Source organism: Orlajensenia leifsoniae (assembly GCF_004570845.1).
Classification (GTDB): domain Bacteria; phylum Actinomycetota; class Actinomycetes; order Actinomycetales; family Microbacteriaceae; genus Orlajensenia; species Orlajensenia leifsoniae.
Window position 1 is genome coordinate 53,795 of the sequence record NZ_SPQZ01000007.1, and the last position, 20,595, is coordinate 74,389.

Here is a 20,595-nt window from a genome sequence, read left to right on the forward strand (position 1 = left end):
CGCACGCAGGCCATCCACCGAGGAGGAGGAATCATGCCGAAGGAACGCGGAGAGAACGTCGTCGCGACGAACCGGAAGGCGCGTCACGACTACCTCATCGGTGAGACGTACGAGGCCGGGCTCGTGCTCACGGGCACCGAGGTGAAGTCGCTGCGCGCCGGTCGTGCATCGCTCGTCGACGGCTACGCCTTCATCGAGGGCGGGGAGATGTGGCTCGACGCCGTGCACATCCCCGAATACAGCCAGGGCACGTGGACGAATCACCCGCCCCGCCGCAAGCGCAAGATGCTGCTGCACAAGGCCGAGATCATCAAGATCAGCCACAAGACGAAAGAGGGCGGCTACACGCTCGTTCCGTTGAAGATCTACTTCTCTGACGGACGGGCCAAGGTGGAGATCGCCGTGGCCAAGGGCAAGAAGGACTACGACAAGCGGCAGGCGCTGCGCGAGCGGCAGGACAAGCGCGAGTCCGATCGAGCCATCTCGAGTCGCAAGCACCTGGGGGAGTAGAGCATGCCGGCCAACGAGGTCATCAGGGTTCCCGGAACCTACAACCTGCGCGACGTCGGAGGCTACCCCGCGCGCGACGGCGTCGTGCGCAGTGGCGTGCTGCTGCGCTCCGATGGTCTCGGTCGTCTCGACGACGCCGGTCGAGACGCGCTGCGCGCCCTCGCCGTGCACACGATCATCGACCTGCGCGACGGCTTCGAGACCTCGTCGATGCCCGATGCGATCGACGGCCTCGACGTCGACACCATCTCGCTTCCCGTCTTCGAGGGTTCCGGCGCCTCCCACACCGAGAACACCATCACTCTCGAGGCGCTGTACGAGCGCATTGTGACCCAGCACGCCCCGGTCGTGATCGAGGCCATCCGCACCATCGCCCGGCATCGCGACGGCGCCGTGCTCGTGCACTGCACGGCGGGCAAGGACCGCACCGGCGTCATCGTGGCTCTCGCCCTGCTCGCCGTCGGCGTCGACCGTCAGCTCGTCATCGAGGACTACGCGGCGACCGAGGCGAATCTCGCCGGCGAATGGCTCGAGGGCATGATCGCGATGATCGGCAGGTACGGCATGGCCGATACGCCCGAACTCCGCACCCTGATGGGCGGCAGCCCGGCTGCAGCCCTCGACTCGACGATCGACCTCATCGAGCGCAAGCACGGATCGGTGCAGCAGTACCTCCTCGCCTCGGGCCTGACCCTCGACGAACTGGCGGACCTCGAAAGCGTGCTCGTCGAGCGCTGATCGCGCTGAATTGCACTCATAACGCGGTAGTGCAAGAATGCACTACATGACCGAGAGTGCAACGACGGGACTGCGCGAGCGGCGGATGACGGAGACCCGTCGCGCCCTCTCGCAGGCGACGCGCACCCTGACCGCCGAGTGCGGACTGCACGGCTTCACGATCGAGAAGGTCTGCGAGCGCGTCGGCGTCTCGCGCCGCACCTTCTTCAACTACTTCGAAGCCAAGGAACAGGCCATCGTCGGGCATCCGCGCGAGTGGTTCGACGACGCAGCCGTCGACATGTTCATCGCCATGCGTCCCCCCGGAGACGGCATCTCGGTCACGCTGTTCGACGACCTGGTCGCGCTCGAGACGGCGCACCTCGCCCAGATCGCATCGTCGCCGCAGGAGTTCCGCGACTTCCTCGCCGCCATCGAGGCCGAGCCGCAGCTGTTGAAGCGCATGATGCAGGCCGGCATGCTCCGCAACGACCACCTCAGCGAACTGGTGGCGCGACGCGAGGGCCTCGAGCCCGGCGACCCCGTGGCATCCGTCGCCGTGCTTCTCGTCACGACGCTGATGCACTCGTCGGCCGAGACCTACTTCACCCCTGAGAACACCCTCACGCTGGATGAGATCCTCGCGCCCCGCGTGGCCGCGGCCCGCACCCTGTTGGGCGGCGCGTCCACCTCGCAGGGCTGAGTCCAGCTCTCCGCGAGCTCCGCTCGACATCCCCCCCAGCTTTCCGACCTCCACCCAGAACCCCCACGAACAGGAACCGCATGTCCTCCCCAGCCTCGACGGCCGTCGGCGCAGCCCCCGTTCTGCTCACGCAGAAGCGCATCTGGATCATCTTCTCGGCGCTCATCGCCGGAATGCTGCTCTCCAGCCTCGACCAGACCATCGTCTCGACAGCCATGCCCACGATCGTCGGCCAGCTCGGCGGCGTCGAGCACCAGGCCTGGATCACGACGGCCTACCTGCTCGCGACGACGATCGTCATGCCGATCTACGGCAAGTTCGGCGACGTGCTCGGTCGGCGCAACCTCTACCTGATCGCCATCGCGCTGTTCACCCTCGCTTCGGTGGGACTCGCCTTCTTCGCGACGGACTTCTGGACCTTCGTGGCTCTCCGCGCCGTGCAGGGCCTCGGCGGCGGTGGCCTCATGATCCTGTCGCAGGCGATCATCGCCGACATCGTGCCGGCCAATCAGCGCGGCAAGTACATGGGACCCCTCGGAGCCGTCTTCGGCCTCTCGGCCGTCGCAGGTCCGCTGCTCGGCGGCTACTTCGTCGACCACCTCACCTGGGAGTGGGCGTTCTACATCAACATCCCCGTGGGCATCGCCGCGTTCGCCATCGCCTGGTTCGCCCTGACCCTGCCGTCGAAGAAGGCCGAGCGCCGCATCGACGTCATGGGCGTCGTGTTCCTCTCCATCGCCACCACCTGCCTCATCTTCTTCAGCGACTTCGGCGGATCGGCCCAGCACGGCTGGGATGCCCTCGAGACCTGGGCATGGGGTGTCGGCATGCTGGCCGCCGTCGTGGCCTTCATCTGGACCGAGGCCAAGGCCGACGACCCGATCATCCCGCTGTCGCTGTTCAAGAACCCGATCTTCATCAATGCCACCGCCATCGGCTTCACGCTGGGCCTCGGCATGTTCTCGGCGATCGCCTTCGTGCCGACCTTCCTGCAGATGTCGTCGGGCACCTCGGCTGCGGAGTCCGGCCTGCTCCTGCTCCCGATGATGGTCGGCCTCATGGGCACGTCGATCTGGTCGGGTATCGCGATCAGCCGCTCGGGCCGGTACAAGATGTACCCGATCCTCGGAACCATCATCACGGGCCTCGCCATGCTGGCGTTCACGACCCTCACGGCCGCGACGCCGATCTGGCTCATCTGCGTGTTCCTGTTCTTCTTCGGAGCCGGCCTCGGCCTGATCATGCAGGTCGTGGTGCTCGTCGTGCAGAACGCGGTCACCCCCGACATGGTCGGAACCGCCACGAGCACGAACAACTACTTCCGCGAGGTGGGTGCCGCCCTCGGCGTCGCCATCTTCGGAGCCATCTTCACCAACTCGCTCTCGAGCAAGCTGACGGATGTCTTCACCCAGGCCGGCGCCACTCCCGACCAGGCCGGCACCGCGACGGCGACGCTCGACCCGCAGGCCCTGAACGAGCTGCCGGACTCCGTGCGCGACGGCATCGTGAACGCCTATGCCGACTCGCTGGCGCCGGTGTTCTGGTACCTCATCCCGTTCATCGTGATCGCCCTCGTGTTCGCCATCTTCATGAAGCAGATCCCGCTGTCGGATGTCTCCGGCATGGTGGCGCGCGGCGAGGCGATCGGCGGCGACGAGGCTGAGCGGCTCGAGGCCGAGCGGCTCGAGGCCGAGCGCATCGAGCGCGCCGGGCGTGCCGCATCCGGTGATGTCGTCGCCGAGAACGACGACGAGCTGGAGTCGGAGAGCAGATAGGGCTGAGCGGGCAGGTCACGGGACGCCGTGCGGCGCCCGGGACCTGCCCGCCGCGGCGCTCGCGCCTACGCGGTCTCGAAGCGCACGTGCACTGTCGCGGCGATCGTGATCGGCTGGGGCGCGAGATCCATCGCCGGACTCGACCCCTTCATGCGGAGCGAGGCTCCCATCGGCGCGGCGGCGAGGCCGGGCTGGAGAGCGCCGGGGTCGAGCAGCCCCGGATCGGCGACCGCGACGGGTGTGAGCCCGGTGAGGGCGAGCGCCGCCGCGTAGGTCGCCGCAGCTCGCACGGCCGCCTTGACGGCCTGCGCGCGCACGTCGGCGGTGACCTCCGCCTTCGTGGCGTCGGTCAGCGTCCACTCCACGCCGGTGACGACCACTCCGTCGTTCGTCGCGACGGAGCCGAGCCACTCCGAGAGGGTGCCTGCATCGGCGAAGGTGACCGTCACCGGCGCCGTGGCCGTGTGCACGAACGGCAGCTGCTGGCCGTCCTGGTTCCACGGCCGTGCCGACGACACGGTCACACCGTCGCTCGCCCAGCGCGTCAGGGCTGCGCCGTCGGCCTCGTGGAGGGCGACGATTCCGGCGACGATCGTGCTGTGGATGACGGCGGCCTGCTCCACGACGCTCTGCCGGTCGGCGCCCTCGGTGCTGACGCTGAGATGCACGGTTCCGAGTTCGGCCGCATGCTCGATCTCAGCCTCGCCTGCCACGGTGATGGTCGTCATGGAGGAATCCTCTCGTGCCGCGGGCGTGTCCGCGGACTCGTCATCACCCTAAGCCGACGCCGTCTCGGGGAGTAGGCGATCGCCCGAATATCGGTGTAGAATGGAGGGCTGCATCCGGTTCCGAACGGGGTGGATGCAGCCCTTGGTAATTCAACAGCGTGTGACAGCGGCCCACTCAGTGCGACCGACCTCTCGGGGCCGGAAGCGAGTGCTCATGGGGATGATCGGTTTCGACATTGCCTGTGAGACTGTGAGAAGCGGGCCGAGGATCCAGGGTTATCTCGTAAACGATCTCTGGAAAACACAAGTGCCAATTCAAAGCGCACTGACTTCGCTCTCGCTGCCTAGGCAGTAGAGCCCATAAGTCCGTCAGACCGGGCCAGACCTCGCCCCGGACCCTGACGTCATCTAGAGGACTGGCTGCGTATCGACGCCTCGAGCGATACGTGGGACTTGCACTCGGGCTGGGCCCGTCCACCTAGACGCCTGTGGCAAAGGTGGGGGCCGAGTAGAACGACTTCGCAGGATACGCCCGTAGAAGGCATGGAATCTCAGCAGTGGACCCGGGTTCAATTCCCGGCATCTCCACCTCTGGTCGCTGTCACACGCTGTTGAACCCGTGTCTCAGCCGGCGGCATCCGCGGCTCTACACGATGCCGCCCGTGAAAGCGATCCCTTCCCCCTGGACGACTGCCGAGCCTAGGCTCGATGAGCAGACACCGGACATCCCGGTGCGCAGATTCAGATGGGGGCATCATGCGCAGATTTCTCACCCTGCTGCTCGTCGCCGCAATCCTCGCCGTCGGCTACGTCTACGGTTCGAGGGCAGGCAAGGGCCCGTACCGCGATGTGATGGCGTCGCTCGACGCGCTGTGGAACGACCCGCGCGTCAAGAAGGCACGCAAGCACGCCCTGAAGGACGCCCAGAACGCGGCCAAGGCCGCCGAGAAGAAGATCGCGAAAGCGGCAAAGGGATAGAACCGATGGCAGAGAACACCACGAACACCTCGGACGGCGCATTCGACGATGCCCGCGAGAACCTGGCCTCGGCGGCGGACAGCGCCGCTGACGCCGCCAAGTCGGCCGCCTCGAGCGCGAAGAAGACGGCGACGGATGCAGCGGGCAAGGCGCAGAAGGCCGCAACCGAGGCTGCGGCCGGCGCCAAGAAGAGCGCCGAGACCGTCGTCGACGACGTGAAGGTCTCGGCCGCCACCGTCGGCAACGAGGCGAGCGGCGCCACCGCCGACATCGTCGGCTCCGTGTCGGATGCGGCAGAGGACGTCGTCACGCGCATCAAGCAGGCCGGTGCCGACGTCGCCGACACCGTGTCGGCGTCCACGGCGCGCATCGTCGACGAGACGAGCGAGCAGTACCGCCGCAACCCCGCCGTCGTCATCGCCATCGGCGTCGTCGCGGTGGTCGGCTTCGTCGCCATCATCCGCGCGATCTCGAAGCGCTGACTCCGCATCACCGGTGAAGCCGGTCCTTCCCGACGGGGAGGGCCGGCTTTCGGTGCCTTTCGGGCGATCAGCCGCCGACGGCCTGCGCGCAGGCGATGCAGAGCGAGGCCTCTGGGCGAGCGCGCAGCCTGTCGATGGGGATCGACTCCCCGCAGCGCACGCAGGTTCCGTAGCTGCCGTCAGCGAGACGCTCGAGGGCGGCATCCACCTGGACCAGGTCGTCGTCGACGGCCAGCTGTGTGCCCGCCAGACGAGACCACTCCGACGACATCGTCGGGCCCTCGGGGTCGTGTTCGTCGTCGGCCATGCCGTCGCTGCGCGATTCGCGCACGTCGGCGAGCGAGCCGTCGAGCCGCGATCGCTGGGCGGCGACGTCAGCCCGGCGTGCCAGCAGCACGCCCTCGAACTCGGCGACCTGGGCGGCATTCAGCGTGCGACGATGCATCCGCTGATGCTACGCGCCCTGCGGCCCAGATCAGCGCAGCGCGCTGACGACGGCGTCGTGCAGGAGTCCGTTCGTGGCGAGCGAGCTGCCGTGGGCCAGCTCCACATCACCGGTCACGCTGGTGAGGCGGCCGCCGGCCTCCTCGACGATGGGCACGAGTGCCGCCACGTCGTACGCCTTCACGTCGAACTCGGCGACGATGTCGACCAGGCCCTCCGCCAGCAGCGTGTACGACCAGAGGTCGCCGTAGGCGCGGTCGCGCCAGACGGTCTCGGCGAGACCGAGGAGGCGGTCGAGGTAGCCGGCCTCGCGCCACTGGGCGATGCTCTGGAAGCTCAGCGACGCGTCGGCGAGCTCGCGCACGCCCGAGACCGCGATGCGGCGGGCGCCCCCGTCGGCAGCGGGATCCGCTGTCCACGCCCCAGCACCCCGAGATCCCCACCAGCGGCGTCCGAGAGCCGGACTGGACGCGACACCCACCACGGGCACACCGTCGATCGTGAGGGCGATCAGAGTGCCCCACACGGGGACGCCGCGGAGGAAGTTCGCCGTGCCGTCGATGGGGTCGATGATCCACTGACGGTTCGAGTCGCCCTCGACGCCGTACTCCTCGCCGAAGATGCCGTCGCCGGGTCGGGCTGCAGCGATGCGCTCGCGGATGGCCCGCTCGACGGCCTGGTCGGCATCAGTCACCGGGGTGCGATCGGGCTTGGTCTCGACCACGAGGTCGGCGGCCCGGAAGCGGTCGAGCGCGATCGCGTCGGCTGCATCGGCGATCTCGAGGGCGAGCGCCAGATCGGCGGAGTGGTCGAGGGGAACGGATGCAGCGGATTCGGCGGTCACGTCAGCCAGCCTAGCGAGGCGGAGGATGCGGCATCCGTCGCCCAGGGGTGCGGTGAGGCTGCCTCGATTGGCGTTCACCGTCGATCGGATGCTAGAGTCATCACTCGGTTCGGGAAGCAATTTTCGAGCCGATCTCGCACCTCTAGCTCAATCGGCAGAGCAACTGACTCTTAATCAGTGGGTTCTCGGTTCAAGTCCGAGGGGGTGCACGAAAAGCCTCGAACCTCTCGCCAGGTTCGGGGCTTTTTGCTTGCCCGAACGCGTCGAACGTGCCGTCGAGAGATCGTTGCGCACCGTGCGCCGTCGGGCCCGGTCAGCTCGACGGATCTATCCGCAGTCGAGCTTGGACGTGGAGATCGAGGTCGGGCTGACCACCGGCGTGACCTCGGCCGACAGCGTGCGGAGGTCGTCGTCGGTGGCGAGGACGTCGAAGTCGAACTGCGCTGTCTCCCCGGGCGCGATGGTCGTGCCGACCCGGTTCACCGGATAGTCGCCATCCGTCGTGATGATGGATGGGGCCGGCTGGCCGTTCCGGGAGACTCCCACCATCGTCGAACCGGGTGGGGCGTACACGAGCGTGTCGACCCGCATGCTCCCGATAGCCGTCGACGCCCCACCGCCCGTCACGGAATCAGGAAGCGTCAGCGCCTGATCCGGCGTCACGGTATTCGCGAGCGAGACTCGGACCCGAACATGGCGCTTGCCGTCGGCTGCGCACACCGCCTGTGCCAGGTCCACGCCCTGCGTCATGAAACGCTGCATCCTGCCCGGTGTCGAATCGATGAAGTAGACGCCGAAGGCATCCGTCGTCGTGGTGCTGGCGGGCGGCTCACCCTCGAAGGGCGATCCTTTCAGCAGCGATTGCTCGCCGGCATCCGTTCCCCACAGGCGGATGCGCTGCTCGTCGCCGGCGCGGCTGACTGCCGCGGTGAGGGACGCCATGTCGACATCCCCGGAGGCGATCCGCGCGAACGCCATCGCCACGACCGACTGGCTGATGGCGTCGACCTCCTCCGGCGGGAAGGTCGCGTACAGGTCGCCCAGAAGCATGGACACGGCGTTGCCGATGTCGAGTTTCGACCCGTCGGGAAGGTCGATCGGTCCCGTTGCGGCCATGATGTAGGACAGAGCGACCGTGTCCACTGCAATGACTCCATCCACCGCGACGCCGGTTCGTTGCTTCCACATCTCGTGCGCGATCTTCGAACTCAGGTCGAACCGGGGTGTTCTCGTGAGGCTCTGCACGCGACTCCCGAGACCGTCCGGGTACGTCTCCTGGGATCCTGGCGGCATCCCGACGACCGGTCCCGGAAACGCTGGGAATGCCTCGGCGGACCCTGACGACTGGCGCGTGATCGTGAGCGCGCCGTTGTCGGCGTGCACCTCGGCGAGGGAGTCGATGGTGCCACCGCCCGGCATCACCTCTCCGCTGTTCTGGAAGAGCAGCAGGTAGTTCCGCGGGCCGTCGCCGCCGAGGACGGCAGGCAGCACCTTGAGTCCGTTGTCGACACTGACGATGGACGGGCGGAGGGTGGCGATCTCGCCTGCAAGCCGGTCGATTCCGGCCGCGACCTGAGGAAGGAGGGCCGCCCGGTCGACGAGGCTCAGTCGCGCCCCACTCAGATCGGCCACCGTCAGAGCACGGGACACCGTCGTCGAAAGAGTCCTGACCGCCGCGAGGTCGATCCGTCCGTCGACGGGCCGGATGGCGTCGACTCCGACGTCCGCCATCGGGATGACGACCTCGCCGGTCAGACGATCGGCCTCTTCCGCCGCGACTCGCACCGCAGCGAGGTTCTCACCGACCCACGGCATCCTCTCGACCATCGTCCAGGCGCGACTCTGGGTGGCCGCCCGGGCGCGTGCCGTATGCGTGCGCATCTCCGCGCCCGCTGCGGCTGCAGCGGCTGCGTCGCCGGATGTCGCCGCCTTCTGCGCCGCCGCGGCGTAGGGGATCGCCTTCTCGAGTTCGTCCCTCGCCGTCAGGACCGAAGGCGTGACGGTGACCGCGAGCCAGGCCAAGCCGACGAGTACGGCGGCCAGGCTTACGGGCACCCAGAATCGCGCACTCCGCAGCAGCGGTCTGCGCACTCGTCGGGTCCGAGCACTCATAGGACCTCAACGATAGACCTGTGATGAGCGAATCTCAGGTCGGGTATGTGGAAACAGCCTCTCCGACTCGAATGCGAGCACGGTGCGTTGCACCGAGATGTCGCTGTACGCCCGCTCCGTGACATCATCGGAGAGCAGGAAGACGAGCTGCAGAGCCGCACTGATGGTCGGGTGCGTGCGCAGGAGGGTGCGACTTCATGACTCTGTTCACCAATCAGTCGGCCATCGCCTGCGCCCTGGCCGCCGCCATCACCTTCGGTGGGGGTGCCGCCCACGCGGATACCCTTCCCGACACACCGACCGCCTCGGCTACGCCGGCGCCGACTGAGACCGCGCCGACTGAGACGCCGGCTGCAGCTGAGACATCAGCGCCCACCGAGCCGCCGCCGCCCACCGAGTCGCCCGCCGCGACGCCGTCGCCCGCTCAGACGACAGCGCCCAGCGAGACCCCGGCGCCCATCGAGGCGCCGGCGCCTTCGGCGGATTCCGATGACGGTGAGGCGGCCGCGGATCCATCAGAGGCCGCGATCGCGGCAGCCGCGCAGCGCGACGAAGCCACCGCCGTCATCGCAGCGGCGAAAGGGAACGCATCCTCCGCAACCATCTCCGTTCTCATCGCCGCCGTCGACTCGGTGACGGTCGCGCTCGACGGTGACGCCGACGATGCCACTCTCACAGCGCTCACGGCCGCGATGGGCGTCGCTCGGACGGCGGTCGAGGAGTCCGTGAACGTCTACACGGATGCCCGGGCGGCTCTCGCCGACCAGGGGAGCCTGATCGCAGCCGACCTGCCGACGGGGATCCTCGACGCCCAGAAGGCGACGGCTGCACCCCTCGCCGCGGCCCTCGCAGCGCTGGCTGCTGACGACGCCGTCGCCGCCGCCGCGGGCCAGGTGACTGCGTGGTCGGCGAACGTCCGCGGGTATCGTCCGGCGAAGGCCACCGCCACGGGCTACGTCACCCAGATCACCACTCTGCGGAAGACCAAGTCCTACGCGGCTGCGACCATCGCTCGAGCCGCCGAGGTGGTGAACAGCAAGACGGCACTCATCTCGGCGTTGAGCGCCCCCGTCCCGCAGACCGCCACGCTGAATGCGGCATCCGCCCGGGCGAAGGCGGCGATCGCGGCGTGGAGGAAGAGCAACTCCGACCGCGGCTCCGCGTACAGGGAAGCTCTCGCCGTGAAGGCCACCGGCGCTGTCACCTCCAAGAAGTACGCCACGACCGTCAACGCCACCTACGCGAAGCGATTGACGTCGGCGCTGGACAAGCTGACCGCCGGCCTGAACACCACGACCATCGCCCAGCTGGGCACCCTGACTCAGGCCGTCCGGTCGGCGAACACCACGGTGACCTCGGCCGCATCCTCCCTCGCTACGGCGAAGACCGTCTACGCGAACGGGATGAACGCCCTGCGGGTGTTCACGAAGGCGACAGCCGCCACCCGATCGCCGCTGTCGAAGGCGAACGCCGCGTTGAAGAAGGCGATCACAGCGAAGGCGTCACCTGTCACGCTGAAGCGTCACATCACTAACGTGAGCTCGAGAGCCGCTGCGGCGAAGATCTCGCACACCGAGGCGCCGATCCGTGCCGAGCTGAAGTGGGTCGCCGAGAATGCCTGGTCTCGCTCCTATACGTGGGGCCACCCGTACATCTTCAACGAGGACTGCGCCAACTTCGCCTCCCACGCCCTCGAGGTGCGCGGCCTCGGTCCCCAGGTGCTGAACATCTCCTCCACCTCTCTCCGGAACCACCTCGTCGGGCGAGGGTTCCGGGAAACGGCCGACAGCCAGGCCGTGCGGAGGAACGTGAAGCTCGGCGATGTCATCCAGTTCGACTGGCGGAACAACGGACGGTACGCCGGCGACCGTGACCACACCGGCATCGTCACCCGCATCGACAGGAACGCGAACGGCACGATCACCATCCGGTACACCGCCCACACCGACCCCGGCAACGACCCGAAGGTGAATCAGACGATCGAAGCGTCACTCGCCGACTGGGGGCACGACCGGAACGGCGGGGTGTTCTTCATCAGCATCTAGTCGCCGAGAAGACCCGGTCAGGTCGACTCTGCAACGGCCACCGGCTCCTTGGGCAGGATCCGCAGCTCAGGCACGCCCGTCACCAGGAGCCACGTGGGAAGCACGATGACGCACAGGATCGGCAGCAGGGTGGTGTCTCCGGTCAGGGCGATCCCGAGGAACAGGGCGATCCAGCCGTCGCGGGTGACGACGAGAACTATGCCGAGAACGCCGCAGGCGATGGCGAGCCCGATCGGCATGCTCGGGATCACGGAGTGGAAGAAGAGTCCGAGCGCCACTCCGATGAACACCGCCGGGAAGACCCGACCGCCTCGGAAGCCAGCGGCGGCCGCGATCAACAGCGCGACGAGCTTGATCACGGTGAACAGGGCCAGAGTCCCTGGCGAGTAGTCGCCGGGATTGTTGATGATCTGGCCGGCCTGCTCCAGCCCTTTGAACATCGTCAGAGGTCCGCCGATGATGGCGAGCACACCGAGGACGGCGCCGCCGAGGGTGGTGAAGATCACGGGATTCCTCAGGGCGTGGAAGGCCCGGTGGATGAGCGGGAAGGCATAGACGGCGAGGATGCCGAGCACGGCGGAGACGACAGCGACCAGTGTGCCGGTCGCGAGGTCGATGGCTTCTGGAGTGCCGAACGGGGCGACCGTGAACGCCATAGGCGGCGTGCCCAGCACGTGCATCGTGAGAGCTCCCGCGCCGGCTGCAGCGACCGGGAGGAAAAGTCGATCCCAGAGCGAGCCGCCGGACTTCAGCGCCGCCACGATCCCGGTGAAGACGAGGGCTGCCGCGACCGGGGTGCCGAACAGGGCCCCGATCGTCGCCGCCGACGCGAGGAGCGCCACGAGCGGGGTCGGTACCGCCGTTGCGAATCGTGCCACGGCGGTGACGGCCACGGCCGTGTTGATGGCGATGATCGGATTCTCCGGCCCCAGGCTCACTCCGCCAGCCAGCGAGATGGTGACCGCGAGCGCCAGTCCGGGCAGGACCCGGAGCGGAAGCGGCGGCGCAGACAACTCGGTGGTCGCGGAGTCCGGTCCGGCGTGGCCGGGCATCAGCCACACGACCAGGCCGACGGCAGCGCCCGTGAGGGTGAGAACCCCGAAGGTCCACCACGGTGTGTAGGGCTCAAGCCCCAGCGCATCGGGCCACGCGGTCCAGATCTGATCCGCGAGCAATCCCGAGATCTGATTGAGAAGCCAGAGGATGAGGGCCGAGACCACGCCGATCACGAGCGCGGGAATCGCGAGGATGGCGAGCGTTCGTGCTCCCGGCGGAGCGATCGAAGGTGTGGACACCTGACCTCCTCTTTCCGCCACGCAGGGGCGCTTCGGACGGTAGGCCCCAAGGGAAGGCACTGTCAAGAGTCCGGCCCTGACCGGGGGACTTGTCGCGCCCGTGTTACGCCACCGCGCCGATCCTCGTCTTTCCCGGCGCGGCCGAGTCGTGGAGGATGGGCACATGATCGAACCAGGGCTCTATCGCCATTTCAAGGGCGGCCTGTACACGGTCGTCGGTGAGGCCACCGACTCTGAGACCGAGCAGCCCGTCGTCGTCTACAGGTCGGCGGACGGACGCCTGTGGGTTCGGCCTGCAGCGATGTGGACAGAGGTCGTGGAGCATGAGGGCGCGCTCGTGACGCGGTTCACTCCCATAGCGCACGAAGGGTAGGGAGGGACCGGCGCCTGAAGAGATGCCGAATGTTCACCATTCCCCACTTCCCTCGCCCCCCGGTCGGGGGCATACTCGATCCACACGGGTCGGGGGATCCGCGGAACGGGGGAGACGATGGCGACTCAGATCGATCTGGCAATCCTGATCGCAGAGCAATTGGCAGCCGTCGCCGCAGCGGACGCAGAGCTCGGCGACTGAGCTCGACAGCGTCTCAGCCCGGCAACTCCTGGGCCGACGGCGTCCCGGGCGCGGGGGTGAGCCGGTCGATGACAGCGAGCAGGGCGTCGAGGTCCGTCGGGACGGCGACGGATGCGTCGAGCCCGACGTCGGCGATGGCCGAGTTGTAGTACAGGCCGTCACTGACGAGCATGATGAGCTGCGCAACGGCCGGGTCGCCCACGGCGTCCTCGATGGCCTCCAGCCGCCCCGCGTTCACGGCGGCGATCGCAGCCTTCGCGCCCTCGTGCCGGCCCTGGGCCAGTCGGTAGGCGCCGATCATCGACCGGTCGAGTGGGGAGCCCGTGTCGACGGAATTGCGGATGAGGTGATCGACGGCTCCCGACGACGCCGTGCGGATCTGCTCGGCATCGAGGGCGGCCAGGTCGCGCAGGCGGTCGAGGAGGCCGGTGGCGAGGGCGTCCTTCGAGGCGAAGTGGTAGAGCAGGCCGCCTTTGGAGACTCCGGCCGACGCCGACACCGCATCGAGGGTGGCCGCACGCTCTCCGCCGTCGATCAGCAGGTCCTGAAAGGCATCGAGGATGCGGTCTCGGGTCGTCGGGGGCATGGCGCAATCTTAACGATCGTCGCCGCCCGTCCGGGAGACCAGCCGGGCAGGCTGGATAACTGTACCGGGTAGACGGTACACTAATCCCACGCCCACGATCCGAGAACACCGAGTACAGCCATGACCATGCAGAACAGCACGCCCGCGACGGCATCCGTCGTCGTCCCTTCCGAGCACGACGGAGCCACGACCCGTACGGGAGCGAGCTCGTCGAGCGGCGCCCGTCGCCGCTGGTTCGCGCTCGCCGCCCTCATGCTGCCGGTGCTACTCGTCTCGATCGACAACACCGTGCTCAACTTCGCCCTGCCGGCCATCTCGGAGGCACTGCAGCCGAGCGGCGTGCAGCTGCTCTGGATCATCGACATCTATCCGCTCGTGCTGGCCGGCCTGCTGGTGTCGATGGGGAGCCTCGGCGACCGTATCGGTCGTCGTCGCCTGCTGCTCGTCGGCTCCGTCGGATTCGGCGTCGTGTCCGTGGCCGCCGCCTTCGCCCCGAGCGGGGAGTGGCTCATCGGTGCCCGCGCGCTGCTCGGCTTCTTCGGTGCGATGCTCATGCCGTCGACCCTGTCGCTGTTGCGCTCGGTGTTCTCCGACCGTGACGAGCGCCGTCTCGCCATCGCGATCTGGGCGACCGGATTCGCGGCCGGAAGCGCCCTCGGCCCTGTCGTCGGCGGTATCCTGCTCGAGCACTTCGCCTGGGGGAGCGTCTTCCTGCTCGCCGTGCCGCTGCTGCTGCCGCTCGTCATCCTGCTGCCGCTCCTGGTGCCCGAGTCGAAGGACCCGAACCCCGGCCGCATCGACCTCCCGAGCATCGTGCTGTCGCTGCTCACCATGGTGCCCGTGGTGTTCGGCATCAAGAACCTCGCCGAACACGGCTTCGACCTGCTCGGCATCGGGTCGATGCTCGTGGGCCTGGCCGCGGGTGTCGTGTTCGTACGCCGACAGAACCGCATCCGGAACCCGATGATCGACATGGAGCTGTTCCGGCGCGGTTCGTTCAGCGGTGCCATCGGCGTGAACCTCCTCAGCGTGCTGGCGCTCGTGGGCGGTCTCTACTTCGTCTCGCAGCACCTGCAGCTCGTGCTCGGGCTCTCGCCGTTCGCGGCCGGTCTCGTGCTGGTGCCCGGGCTCATCGCCATGATCATCTCCGGCCTCGCCGTCGTGCCCATCGCCCGACGCGTGCGGCCTTCGCGCCTCGTTCCGGTCGCGCTGGTGATCTCCGCCGTCGGCTACCTGGCCGTTGCGCTCTCGGGCGGCCGCATGGACGCCGCCGGCATCGCGGTGGCGTTCGTGGCGCTCGGTATCGGGATCGGCGCCGCCGAGACCGTGTCGAACGAGCTGATCCTCGCGAATGCCCCCGCAGCCAAGGCCGGCGCGGCCTCCGCCGTGTCCGAGACGGCCTACGAGGTGGGCGCCGTGCTCGGCACGGCCATCCTCGGGACCATCCTCACCGCGTCGTACCGGGCGACTGTGGTGTTGCCCGAGGCCCTCGACGCCGCCCAGCGTCATGCGGCAGGGGAGACCCTCGGTGGGGCCGTGGCGATCGCGGACGAGCTTCCGGCGACGGATGCCGCCACTCTGCTCGCCTCGGCCACGGAGGCGTTCGGCAGCGGGGTGGGGCTCACCGCGTGGATCGGCTTCGCGCTCGTGCTGGGTGCTGCCGTCGTCGCCGCGACAACGCTGCGCCGGGCACGCTGAGGCGAGGCCGCGAACGCCCTAGCGGGCTTCCGCTGGCAGAGGCACAGACGCGAAGCGGCTGCGCCGAAGCCGAGGGCAGGCGGGTGAGGTGCGCTTCGCGGCGCTCGCTTCGCTCCCGTCGCTCTGCGGGCGGGGTGGTCCGCTTCGGCCGCCGACTTCGTCGGGGCCTCAGCGAGCGGAGCTCGCCGGCTGAAATGTCATGCGGAAAACGTGGCCGACCCTTTGTCGCCCAGGTTTTCCGCATGGCATTTCAGCCCATAAGCATCAGTCGTCGACGCCGCGGGCTATGAGCGCGTCGCCGAGTTCGTCGGCAGATTGCAACGACCTCACGATGACGGGCACGGCGATGGCCCGAAGCGACCGGTCGACGCCGCGTGCGCGCCTGGCCTCGAAGACCGACCCCACGATCTCGCTGAGGAGCGGGATCGCGCGGATCGTCAGGGCGAGCAGCAGGCCCACCCGATCGGCATCGACTCGGGGCAACGGACGCAGCAGTGTCTCGACGGCGCCGAGCACGGCCGACACCGTCGTCGTCAGCGTGAACAGCCCGGCGAGGGCCACGACGGTGACCACGCGCAGGGCCATGATGACGGCGGAGTCCCAGCCGACCAGCCAGCCGTTCAGCGGCACCGCTATCAGCAGCACCCAGAAGACCGGGCCCACGGCGCGGAGCGCGAGCCGCGGCGGGATGCCGGCGACGACGAAGAGCAGCGTCGTCACGGCGAGGGCGATGCCGAGTGCCTCGGGGGAGCGCAGGAACGCCACGACGGTGACGGTCACGATCAGTGTCAGCAGCTTGGCGACTGCCGGCATCCGGTGCAGCAGCGATCGCCCCGGGTGATAGAAGCCGTTCACCGGATCGCCGCTCGGTACAACTCGAGTGCCGGGCCCGGAGCGTCGTCGGCGACGACCCGGCCGTCCTCCATGACGATGACGCGCTCGAAGTCCTCGAGCAGCTCCAGCTGGTGCGTCACCACGATCAGCTGCTGGTGGAGGGAGCCGAGGTACTCGGTCACGATGCGCGCGTTGCGGCCGTCGAGCAGCGTGGTGGGCTCGTCGGCGATCACGATCGACGGCTCGGCCACGAGCACGGCCGCCAGGGCGAGCAACTGCTTCTGCCCGCCCGAGAGCTTGTGGGCCGCGCGATCGGCCAGTGCGTCGAGGCCGAAGCGCTCGAGGGCGGCGTCGACACGGGCCGCGGCATCCGTCGCCGGGAGCTTCAGGCGGCGCAGGGAGAACGCGACGTCTTCGCGCACGGTGGGCATGACGATCTGGGTGTCGGGGTTCGTGAAGATGAATCCGACGCGGCGCCGCACCTCGCGAGCGTGCTTCGCGACGTCCTGGCCGTCGACGAGAACTCGACCCGCCTGCGGGGAGACGAGGCCGTTGACGAGTCGCACGAGGGTCGACTTGCCCGATCCGTTGGCGCCGACCACGCCGATGCGCTGCTCGGTGAGCGTCAGGTCGATGTCGCGCAGCACGGCATCGTCGCCGAAATGATGGCTGACGCCCTCGAAGCGGATGTCTCCCATGCGTCAGGCGTCGACGGCTGCGGTGGTCGCATCCGTCGACGAACCGTCGCGTCGGCGTCCCCATGGCCGCGGCGTGATGAGGCCGGGCCAGGCGCGGTGCACGGCTTTGGCCACCGAGACGGTGACCAGCACCTTGATCAGGTCGCCGGGCAGGAAGGCCACCATGCCGAGCGCGACGGCGCCGATCGGAGTGCCCGTCGTCACGGCGAGCCACGGGATGCCGATGAGATAGACCGAGAGGATGCCGCCCACTGCCGTGAGGCCGAGAGCCGGCCAGAACGGGTAGCGGGGAAGGAGGCGTGCGGTGAGCCAGCCGACGACGAACGCGCAGAGGATGAAGCCGAACAGGAATCCGCCGGTGGGTCCGAAGAGGATGCCGAGGCCGCCGGTGCCGCCGGCGTAGATCGGCAGCCCGATGGCGCCGAGCGCCACATACACGACGACGGCGAGGGTGCCCTTCTTCGGACCGATGATGGCGCCGGCCAGCAGCACGCCGAGGGTCTGGAGGGTGATCGGCAGCCCGAGTGCCCCCGTGGGAATGGCGCCGGGGAGGGTGAGTGCGGCGATGAGCGCCGCGAAGACGGCTATCTGGGCCAGGTCGCGAGCTGAGATGCGGGCGGATGCCATGGGCGAACTCCGGTGGGCGTCGGGGCCGCACTGCGCGGCCGGGTGACACCAGACTAGGAAAGGAGAGTCGCCGTGCGCGGGCATCCGCTTACAAGATCACGGCTCGGATTTTGTACGGCCGTGCCGGGGTGCGCTCAGGCGACGAGACGAACGGGCTCGGCAGAGACGTGCCGGGCGGGAACGATCTCGTTCGAGTCCGTGTCCGTGGTGTCGAGCAGCTCCGCCATCGGGGCCTCGGCGATGACGACGGCGTCGCGCTCAGCCCACTCGGTGATGGGTGCAGGGATCCACGACAGTGCGGCAGGCTCGGGAACGGGCTCGCCGCGCAGGGCGGAGCGCTCGGCGAGCAGGGCCTGAGTGAGTTCCGATGCGATCTGGTGCGTGAGCATGGCGTGGAAGATCTCGTCGGTGTCGGCGTCGGTGCGTCGAACGAGGGTCCAGCTGCCGTGTGCTCCGATGACATCGGCCAGACGGCTGTTGAGAAGATCGAAGACCTGTTCAGGCGTGAGCTCTGGGGTGGAACTCGCCACGACCGGAGCATCGTGCCTCCGTCGCCGGAACATTCCGGTGCCCTTCGCCATGCTGGTGCCCTTTCGTGCCGCGGATGCTACCCACAGTCTCGTTCAGCGCAAGCCGCGCGAGCGGGGGACACGCCGCAGGAACACGCCGAAATCGGCGGATTTCCGCGGATCGAGGGGGATCGGCGCCGAAAAGGGCTCGCACAGGAGCGCCTAGGGGCTGAAAGGTCCCGCGTCAGCCTCGGGTCACTTGCCGATGGCCTTCTCGTCGGACTCCTCCTTGACGGTTCCGATGGCGATGGCGAGGGTGAGCCCCCAGCTGATCCAGGTGAGCAGGAGCTTCCAGTCGCGGGGTCCGTTGCGGGTGCGCTGAACGACAGCCCAGCCACCGATGACGCTGCCGATCACGGCTCCGTTGAACAGGTACTTGCGCATGATGCATCCCTTTCGTCGTCTCAACGTTATCGCTCGGTGCGAATGCGCAGCAGGGGTATTCTTTGCGAGGCATATCGTCTAGTGGGGCGGGCCGAGTGGAGGCTCGCGGAATGAAGACGGCGCTCATCGGAGCGGGTCTCCTCGGGGTCGGAGCCGTCGCGCTGGCGACAGGCATCCTGCCCGCCGACGAGGCTGTCGCCCTCTGGGATCGGGTCTGGCCCGTGCTCCTGTTCGTCCTCGCCATGACGATCGTGACGGAGTTGGCTGACGAGGCCGGACTCTTCGACTGGCTCGCCCAGCACGCCTCCACCTGGGCGCACGGGCGCTCGTGGCTGCTCTGGCTCATCGTCGTCGCCCTCGCCACCGTCTGCACGATCTTCCTGTCGCTCGACACGACGGCGGTCCTGCTCACACCGGTCGTCATCGTCATGGCGCGCCACGTCGGGATCAGTCCGCTGCCGTTCGCCCTGACGACGGTGTGGCTCGCCAACACGGCGTCGATGCTGCTGCCCGTCTCGAACCTCACCAACCTGCTCGCCGTCTCGAAGCTCGAGCAGATCGTGGGGCATCCGGTGAGCCCCCTCGAATTCGCCACCCTCACGTGGGCTCCGGCCATCGCGGCGATCGTTGTGCCCGTCGCCGTCATCGCCGTGCTCCACCGTCGCAGCCTCGTCACGCGGTACGTCATCGAACGACCCGAGCGCGTCGCCGATCCGACACTGCTGATCGCGAGCGCCGTGGCGGTCCTCATCCTCATCCCCGGCCTGCTCTCCGGTCTGCCCGTGTGGATTCCGGCCTGCGTGGCCGCCGTGACCCTGCTCATCGCCTTCGCCGTCTCGAGACCGGCAGTGCTCCGGCTCGGGCTGGTGCCCTGGCCGCTGCTGCTGCTCGTCGCCGGCCTCTTCCTCGTGCTCGAGACAGCGCACGCTCTCGGGCTGGGAGACGCTCTCGCCGCGGTCGCGGGCACGGGAGACGATCCGCTCAGCCTGCTGCAGCTCGCAGGCCTCGGGGCCGGAGGCGCGAACGTCGCCAACAACCTGCCCGCCTACCTGGCGCTCGAGCCGTCGGTCGACTCGCCGGCCCGCATGATCGCCTTGCTGATCGGCGTGAATGTCGGCCCGCTCGTCACGCCCTGGGCGTCGCTGGCCACGCTGCTCTGGCACGACCGCCTCAAGGCGATGGGCGTCGAGTTCACGTGGTCGCGGTACGCGATCCTCGGGTTGGTCGTAGCACCCCTCGCCGTCGTGGCCGCCACGGCCGCGCTCGCGGTCCGGTGACCAGCAGGTTGCGGATGGCTGGGAGATCGCCGCAAATCTGACCGATCGTGCAGTTGCTGACCGATCGGTCAATTACCGTCGGATCATGCCTGCAGAACCTTCGGTCTCCGCGCGCGCCAAGCCCAGCGACGAGCTTCAGGCCGTCGCCCTCGAACAATTCGCCACCCGGGGCTTCTCGGGAACGTCGTTGCAGCAGATCGCCGACGTCGCGGGCTATTCGAAGTCGAGCGTGCTCTACCACTTCGCATCCAAGGAGGCCCTGCTCGACGCCGTGCTCACGCCGGCGATCGACGAGTTCGGGCGCATCCTCGACGCCTGGATCTCCGATGCGTCGACGGATGCCGCCCGCCAGGCCTTCCTCGAGGCCTTCGTCGACCTGCTCCTGCGCTATCGCCTCGAGGTGCACACCTTCATCAGCCAGGGCCAGTCCCTCGAGGACGTTCCCGTCGTCGCCCGGGCCAACGCCACGATCCTGCGCATGGCGGAGGCGGTCTGCCCGCCCGAGGCCAGCGTCGAGGATCGCCTGCGCTTCGGCATCGCCCTCGGCGGCGCCGCCTACACCCTGACCGCCGACCTGACCTTCGGCAGCGGGATGACCACCGACGACGCGGCGACAGACGTCGAGCTGCGTCCGGCACTGGTGCACATCATCTCCGAGCTCCTCTCCCCGGTTCCGGCTCACGCCGTGCCGGCTTCGACCCGATAGGACACTCCC

The 20,595-nt window shown here is 68.4% G+C and carries 22 protein-coding genes, 1 tRNA gene and 1 other RNA gene; 13 read left to right on the forward strand and 11 right to left on the reverse strand.

The genetic code is table 11. The features are described 5' to 3' along the window. The first annotated feature begins 33 nt into the window (after window positions 1–33). The 4 genes from smpB to E4M00_RS15680 all read left to right on the forward strand — a co-directional run bounded on the left by smpB (window position 34) and on the right by E4M00_RS15680 (window position 3,705). Window positions 34–510, forward strand: coding sequence for an SsrA-binding protein SmpB (smpB, locus tag E4M00_RS15665; protein WP_055819495.1), 477 nt, complete (start codon window positions 34–36; stop codon window positions 508–510). 3 nt (window positions 511–513) lie between these two features. Then, complete coding sequence (locus E4M00_RS15670; RefSeq protein WP_135121422.1) at window positions 514–1,248, forward strand: tyrosine-protein phosphatase; 735 nt, start codon at window positions 514–516, stop codon at window positions 1,246–1,248. A 46-nt stretch (window positions 1,249–1,294) separates the two neighbouring features. Further along, complete coding sequence (locus tag E4M00_RS15675) at window positions 1,295–1,930, forward strand: TetR/AcrR family transcriptional regulator (protein ID WP_167756922.1); 636 nt, start codon at window positions 1,295–1,297, stop codon at window positions 1,928–1,930. Window positions 1,931–2,010: 80 nt separating this feature from the next. Then, window positions 2,011–3,705: an MDR family MFS transporter gene (locus E4M00_RS15680; RefSeq protein WP_135121424.1), complete on the forward strand. Its 1,695-nt coding sequence runs from the start codon at window positions 2,011–2,013 to the stop codon at window positions 3,703–3,705. A 65-nt stretch (window positions 3,706–3,770) separates the two neighbouring features. Here the strand turns inward: E4M00_RS15680 and E4M00_RS15685 are convergent, their stop codons facing one another. Then, complete coding sequence (locus E4M00_RS15685; RefSeq protein WP_135121425.1) at window positions 3,771–4,433, reverse strand: SIMPL domain-containing protein; 663 nt, start codon at window positions 4,431–4,433, stop codon at window positions 3,771–3,773. Window positions 4,434–4,649: 216 nt separating this feature from the next. Here E4M00_RS15685 and ssrA point away from each other — a divergent pair. The 3 genes from ssrA to E4M00_RS15700 all read left to right on the forward strand — a co-directional run bounded on the left by ssrA (window position 4,650) and on the right by E4M00_RS15700 (window position 5,893). After that, window positions 4,650–5,024: a transfer-messenger RNA gene (gene ssrA, locus E4M00_RS15690) on the forward strand. Between the two features lie 165 nt (window positions 5,025–5,189). Beyond that, on the forward strand, window positions 5,190–5,411 hold the full coding sequence (locus E4M00_RS15695; RefSeq protein WP_055901008.1) for a hypothetical protein: 222 nt from the start codon (window positions 5,190–5,192) through the stop codon (window positions 5,409–5,411). A 5-nt stretch (window positions 5,412–5,416) separates the two neighbouring features. Further along, the gene (locus E4M00_RS15700; protein ID WP_135121426.1) at window positions 5,417–5,893 is read left to right on the forward strand and encodes a hypothetical protein; all 477 of its coding nucleotides are present in this window, start codon (window positions 5,417–5,419) and stop codon (window positions 5,891–5,893) included. 67 nt (window positions 5,894–5,960) lie between these two features. Here E4M00_RS15700 and E4M00_RS15705 read toward each other — a convergent pair whose 3' ends face one another. Together E4M00_RS15705 and hisN are read right to left on the reverse strand one after the other, a co-directional pair. Continuing rightward, window positions 5,961–6,338, reverse strand: coding sequence for a TraR/DksA family transcriptional regulator (locus E4M00_RS15705; protein WP_135121427.1), 378 nt, complete (start codon window positions 6,336–6,338; stop codon window positions 5,961–5,963). Between the two features lie 30 nt (window positions 6,339–6,368). Continuing rightward, on the reverse strand, window positions 6,369–7,181 hold the full coding sequence (gene hisN / locus E4M00_RS15710) for a histidinol-phosphatase (protein ID WP_135121428.1): 813 nt from the start codon (window positions 7,179–7,181) through the stop codon (window positions 6,369–6,371). A gap of 136 nt (window positions 7,182–7,317) precedes the next feature. Here hisN and E4M00_RS15715 point away from each other — a divergent pair. Continuing rightward, window positions 7,318–7,390: transfer RNA gene (locus E4M00_RS15715), tRNA-Lys, on the forward strand. A gap of 118 nt (window positions 7,391–7,508) precedes the next feature. Here E4M00_RS15715 and E4M00_RS15720 read toward each other — a convergent pair. Beyond that, the gene (locus E4M00_RS15720) at window positions 7,509–9,293 is read right to left on the reverse strand and encodes a DUF4012 domain-containing protein (protein WP_135121429.1); all 1,785 of its coding nucleotides are present in this window, start codon (window positions 9,291–9,293) and stop codon (window positions 7,509–7,511) included. A 197-nt stretch (window positions 9,294–9,490) separates the two neighbouring features. Between E4M00_RS15720 and E4M00_RS15725 the strand changes: the two genes are divergently transcribed. Beyond that, window positions 9,491–11,338, forward strand: a complete 1,848-nt coding sequence (locus E4M00_RS15725; protein WP_135121430.1) for an amidase domain-containing protein — start codon at window positions 9,491–9,493, stop codon at window positions 11,336–11,338. Between the two features lie 17 nt (window positions 11,339–11,355). On the opposite strand, the gene E4M00_RS15730 is transcribed toward E4M00_RS15725, so the two are convergent. After that, complete coding sequence (locus E4M00_RS15730; protein WP_240037211.1) at window positions 11,356–12,633, reverse strand: ion channel protein; 1,278 nt, start codon at window positions 12,631–12,633, stop codon at window positions 11,356–11,358. 163 nt (window positions 12,634–12,796) lie between these two features. Here E4M00_RS15730 and E4M00_RS15735 point away from each other — a divergent pair, with 163 nt between their 5' ends. Next, the gene (locus tag E4M00_RS15735; RefSeq protein WP_135121432.1) at window positions 12,797–13,006 is read left to right on the forward strand and encodes a DUF1653 domain-containing protein; all 210 of its coding nucleotides are present in this window, start codon (window positions 12,797–12,799) and stop codon (window positions 13,004–13,006) included. 214 nt (window positions 13,007–13,220) lie between these two features. Here E4M00_RS15735 and E4M00_RS15740 read toward each other — a convergent pair whose 3' ends face one another. After that, window positions 13,221–13,793 (reverse strand): TetR/AcrR family transcriptional regulator, encoded by a 573-nt coding sequence (locus E4M00_RS15740; RefSeq protein WP_135121433.1) that lies wholly within the window; start codon window positions 13,791–13,793, stop codon window positions 13,221–13,223. 126 nt (window positions 13,794–13,919) lie between these two features. On the opposite strand from E4M00_RS15740, the gene E4M00_RS15745 reads away from it, so the two are divergent. After that, window positions 13,920–15,491 (forward strand): MFS transporter, encoded by a 1,572-nt coding sequence (locus E4M00_RS15745; protein WP_135121512.1) that lies wholly within the window; start codon window positions 13,920–13,922, stop codon window positions 15,489–15,491. 264 nt (window positions 15,492–15,755) lie between these two features. On the opposite strand, the gene E4M00_RS15750 is transcribed toward E4M00_RS15745, so the two are convergent. The 5 genes from E4M00_RS15750 to E4M00_RS15770 all read right to left on the reverse strand — a co-directional run bounded on the left by E4M00_RS15750 (window position 15,756) and on the right by E4M00_RS15770 (window position 18,603). Beyond that, window positions 15,756–16,304 carry an energy-coupling factor transporter transmembrane component T family protein gene (locus tag E4M00_RS15750; protein WP_204773025.1) on the reverse strand — a complete coding sequence of 183 codons (549 nt, stop codon included), beginning with the start codon at window positions 16,302–16,304 and terminating at the stop codon, window positions 15,756–15,758. 38 nt (window positions 16,305–16,342) lie between these two features. After that, the gene (locus E4M00_RS15755; protein ID WP_135121435.1) at window positions 16,343–17,023 is read right to left on the reverse strand and encodes an energy-coupling factor ABC transporter ATP-binding protein; all 681 of its coding nucleotides are present in this window, start codon (window positions 17,021–17,023) and stop codon (window positions 16,343–16,345) included. Between the two features lie 3 nt (window positions 17,024–17,026). Next, on the reverse strand, window positions 17,027–17,650 hold the full coding sequence (locus E4M00_RS15760) for a biotin transporter BioY (protein ID WP_135121436.1): 624 nt from the start codon (window positions 17,648–17,650) through the stop codon (window positions 17,027–17,029). A 134-nt stretch (window positions 17,651–17,784) separates the two neighbouring features. Next, window positions 17,785–18,180 carry a hypothetical protein gene (locus E4M00_RS15765; protein ID WP_135121437.1) on the reverse strand — a complete coding sequence of 132 codons (396 nt, stop codon included), beginning with the start codon at window positions 18,178–18,180 and terminating at the stop codon, window positions 17,785–17,787. A gap of 234 nt (window positions 18,181–18,414) precedes the next feature. Beyond that, the gene (locus tag E4M00_RS15770; RefSeq protein WP_135121438.1) at window positions 18,415–18,603 is read right to left on the reverse strand and encodes a hypothetical protein; all 189 of its coding nucleotides are present in this window, start codon (window positions 18,601–18,603) and stop codon (window positions 18,415–18,417) included. Window positions 18,604–18,713: 110 nt separating this feature from the next. On the opposite strand from E4M00_RS15770, the gene E4M00_RS15775 reads away from it, so the two are divergent. Continuing rightward, on the forward strand, window positions 18,714–19,880 hold the full coding sequence (locus E4M00_RS15775; protein ID WP_135121439.1) for an SLC13 family permease: 1,167 nt from the start codon (window positions 18,714–18,716) through the stop codon (window positions 19,878–19,880). Between the two features lie 85 nt (window positions 19,881–19,965). Further along, entirely contained in the window at window positions 19,966–20,586 is a 621-nt protein-coding gene (locus E4M00_RS15780; protein ID WP_056167503.1) for a TetR/AcrR family transcriptional regulator, read from the forward strand. Window positions 20,587–20,595: the final 9 nt, after the last annotated feature.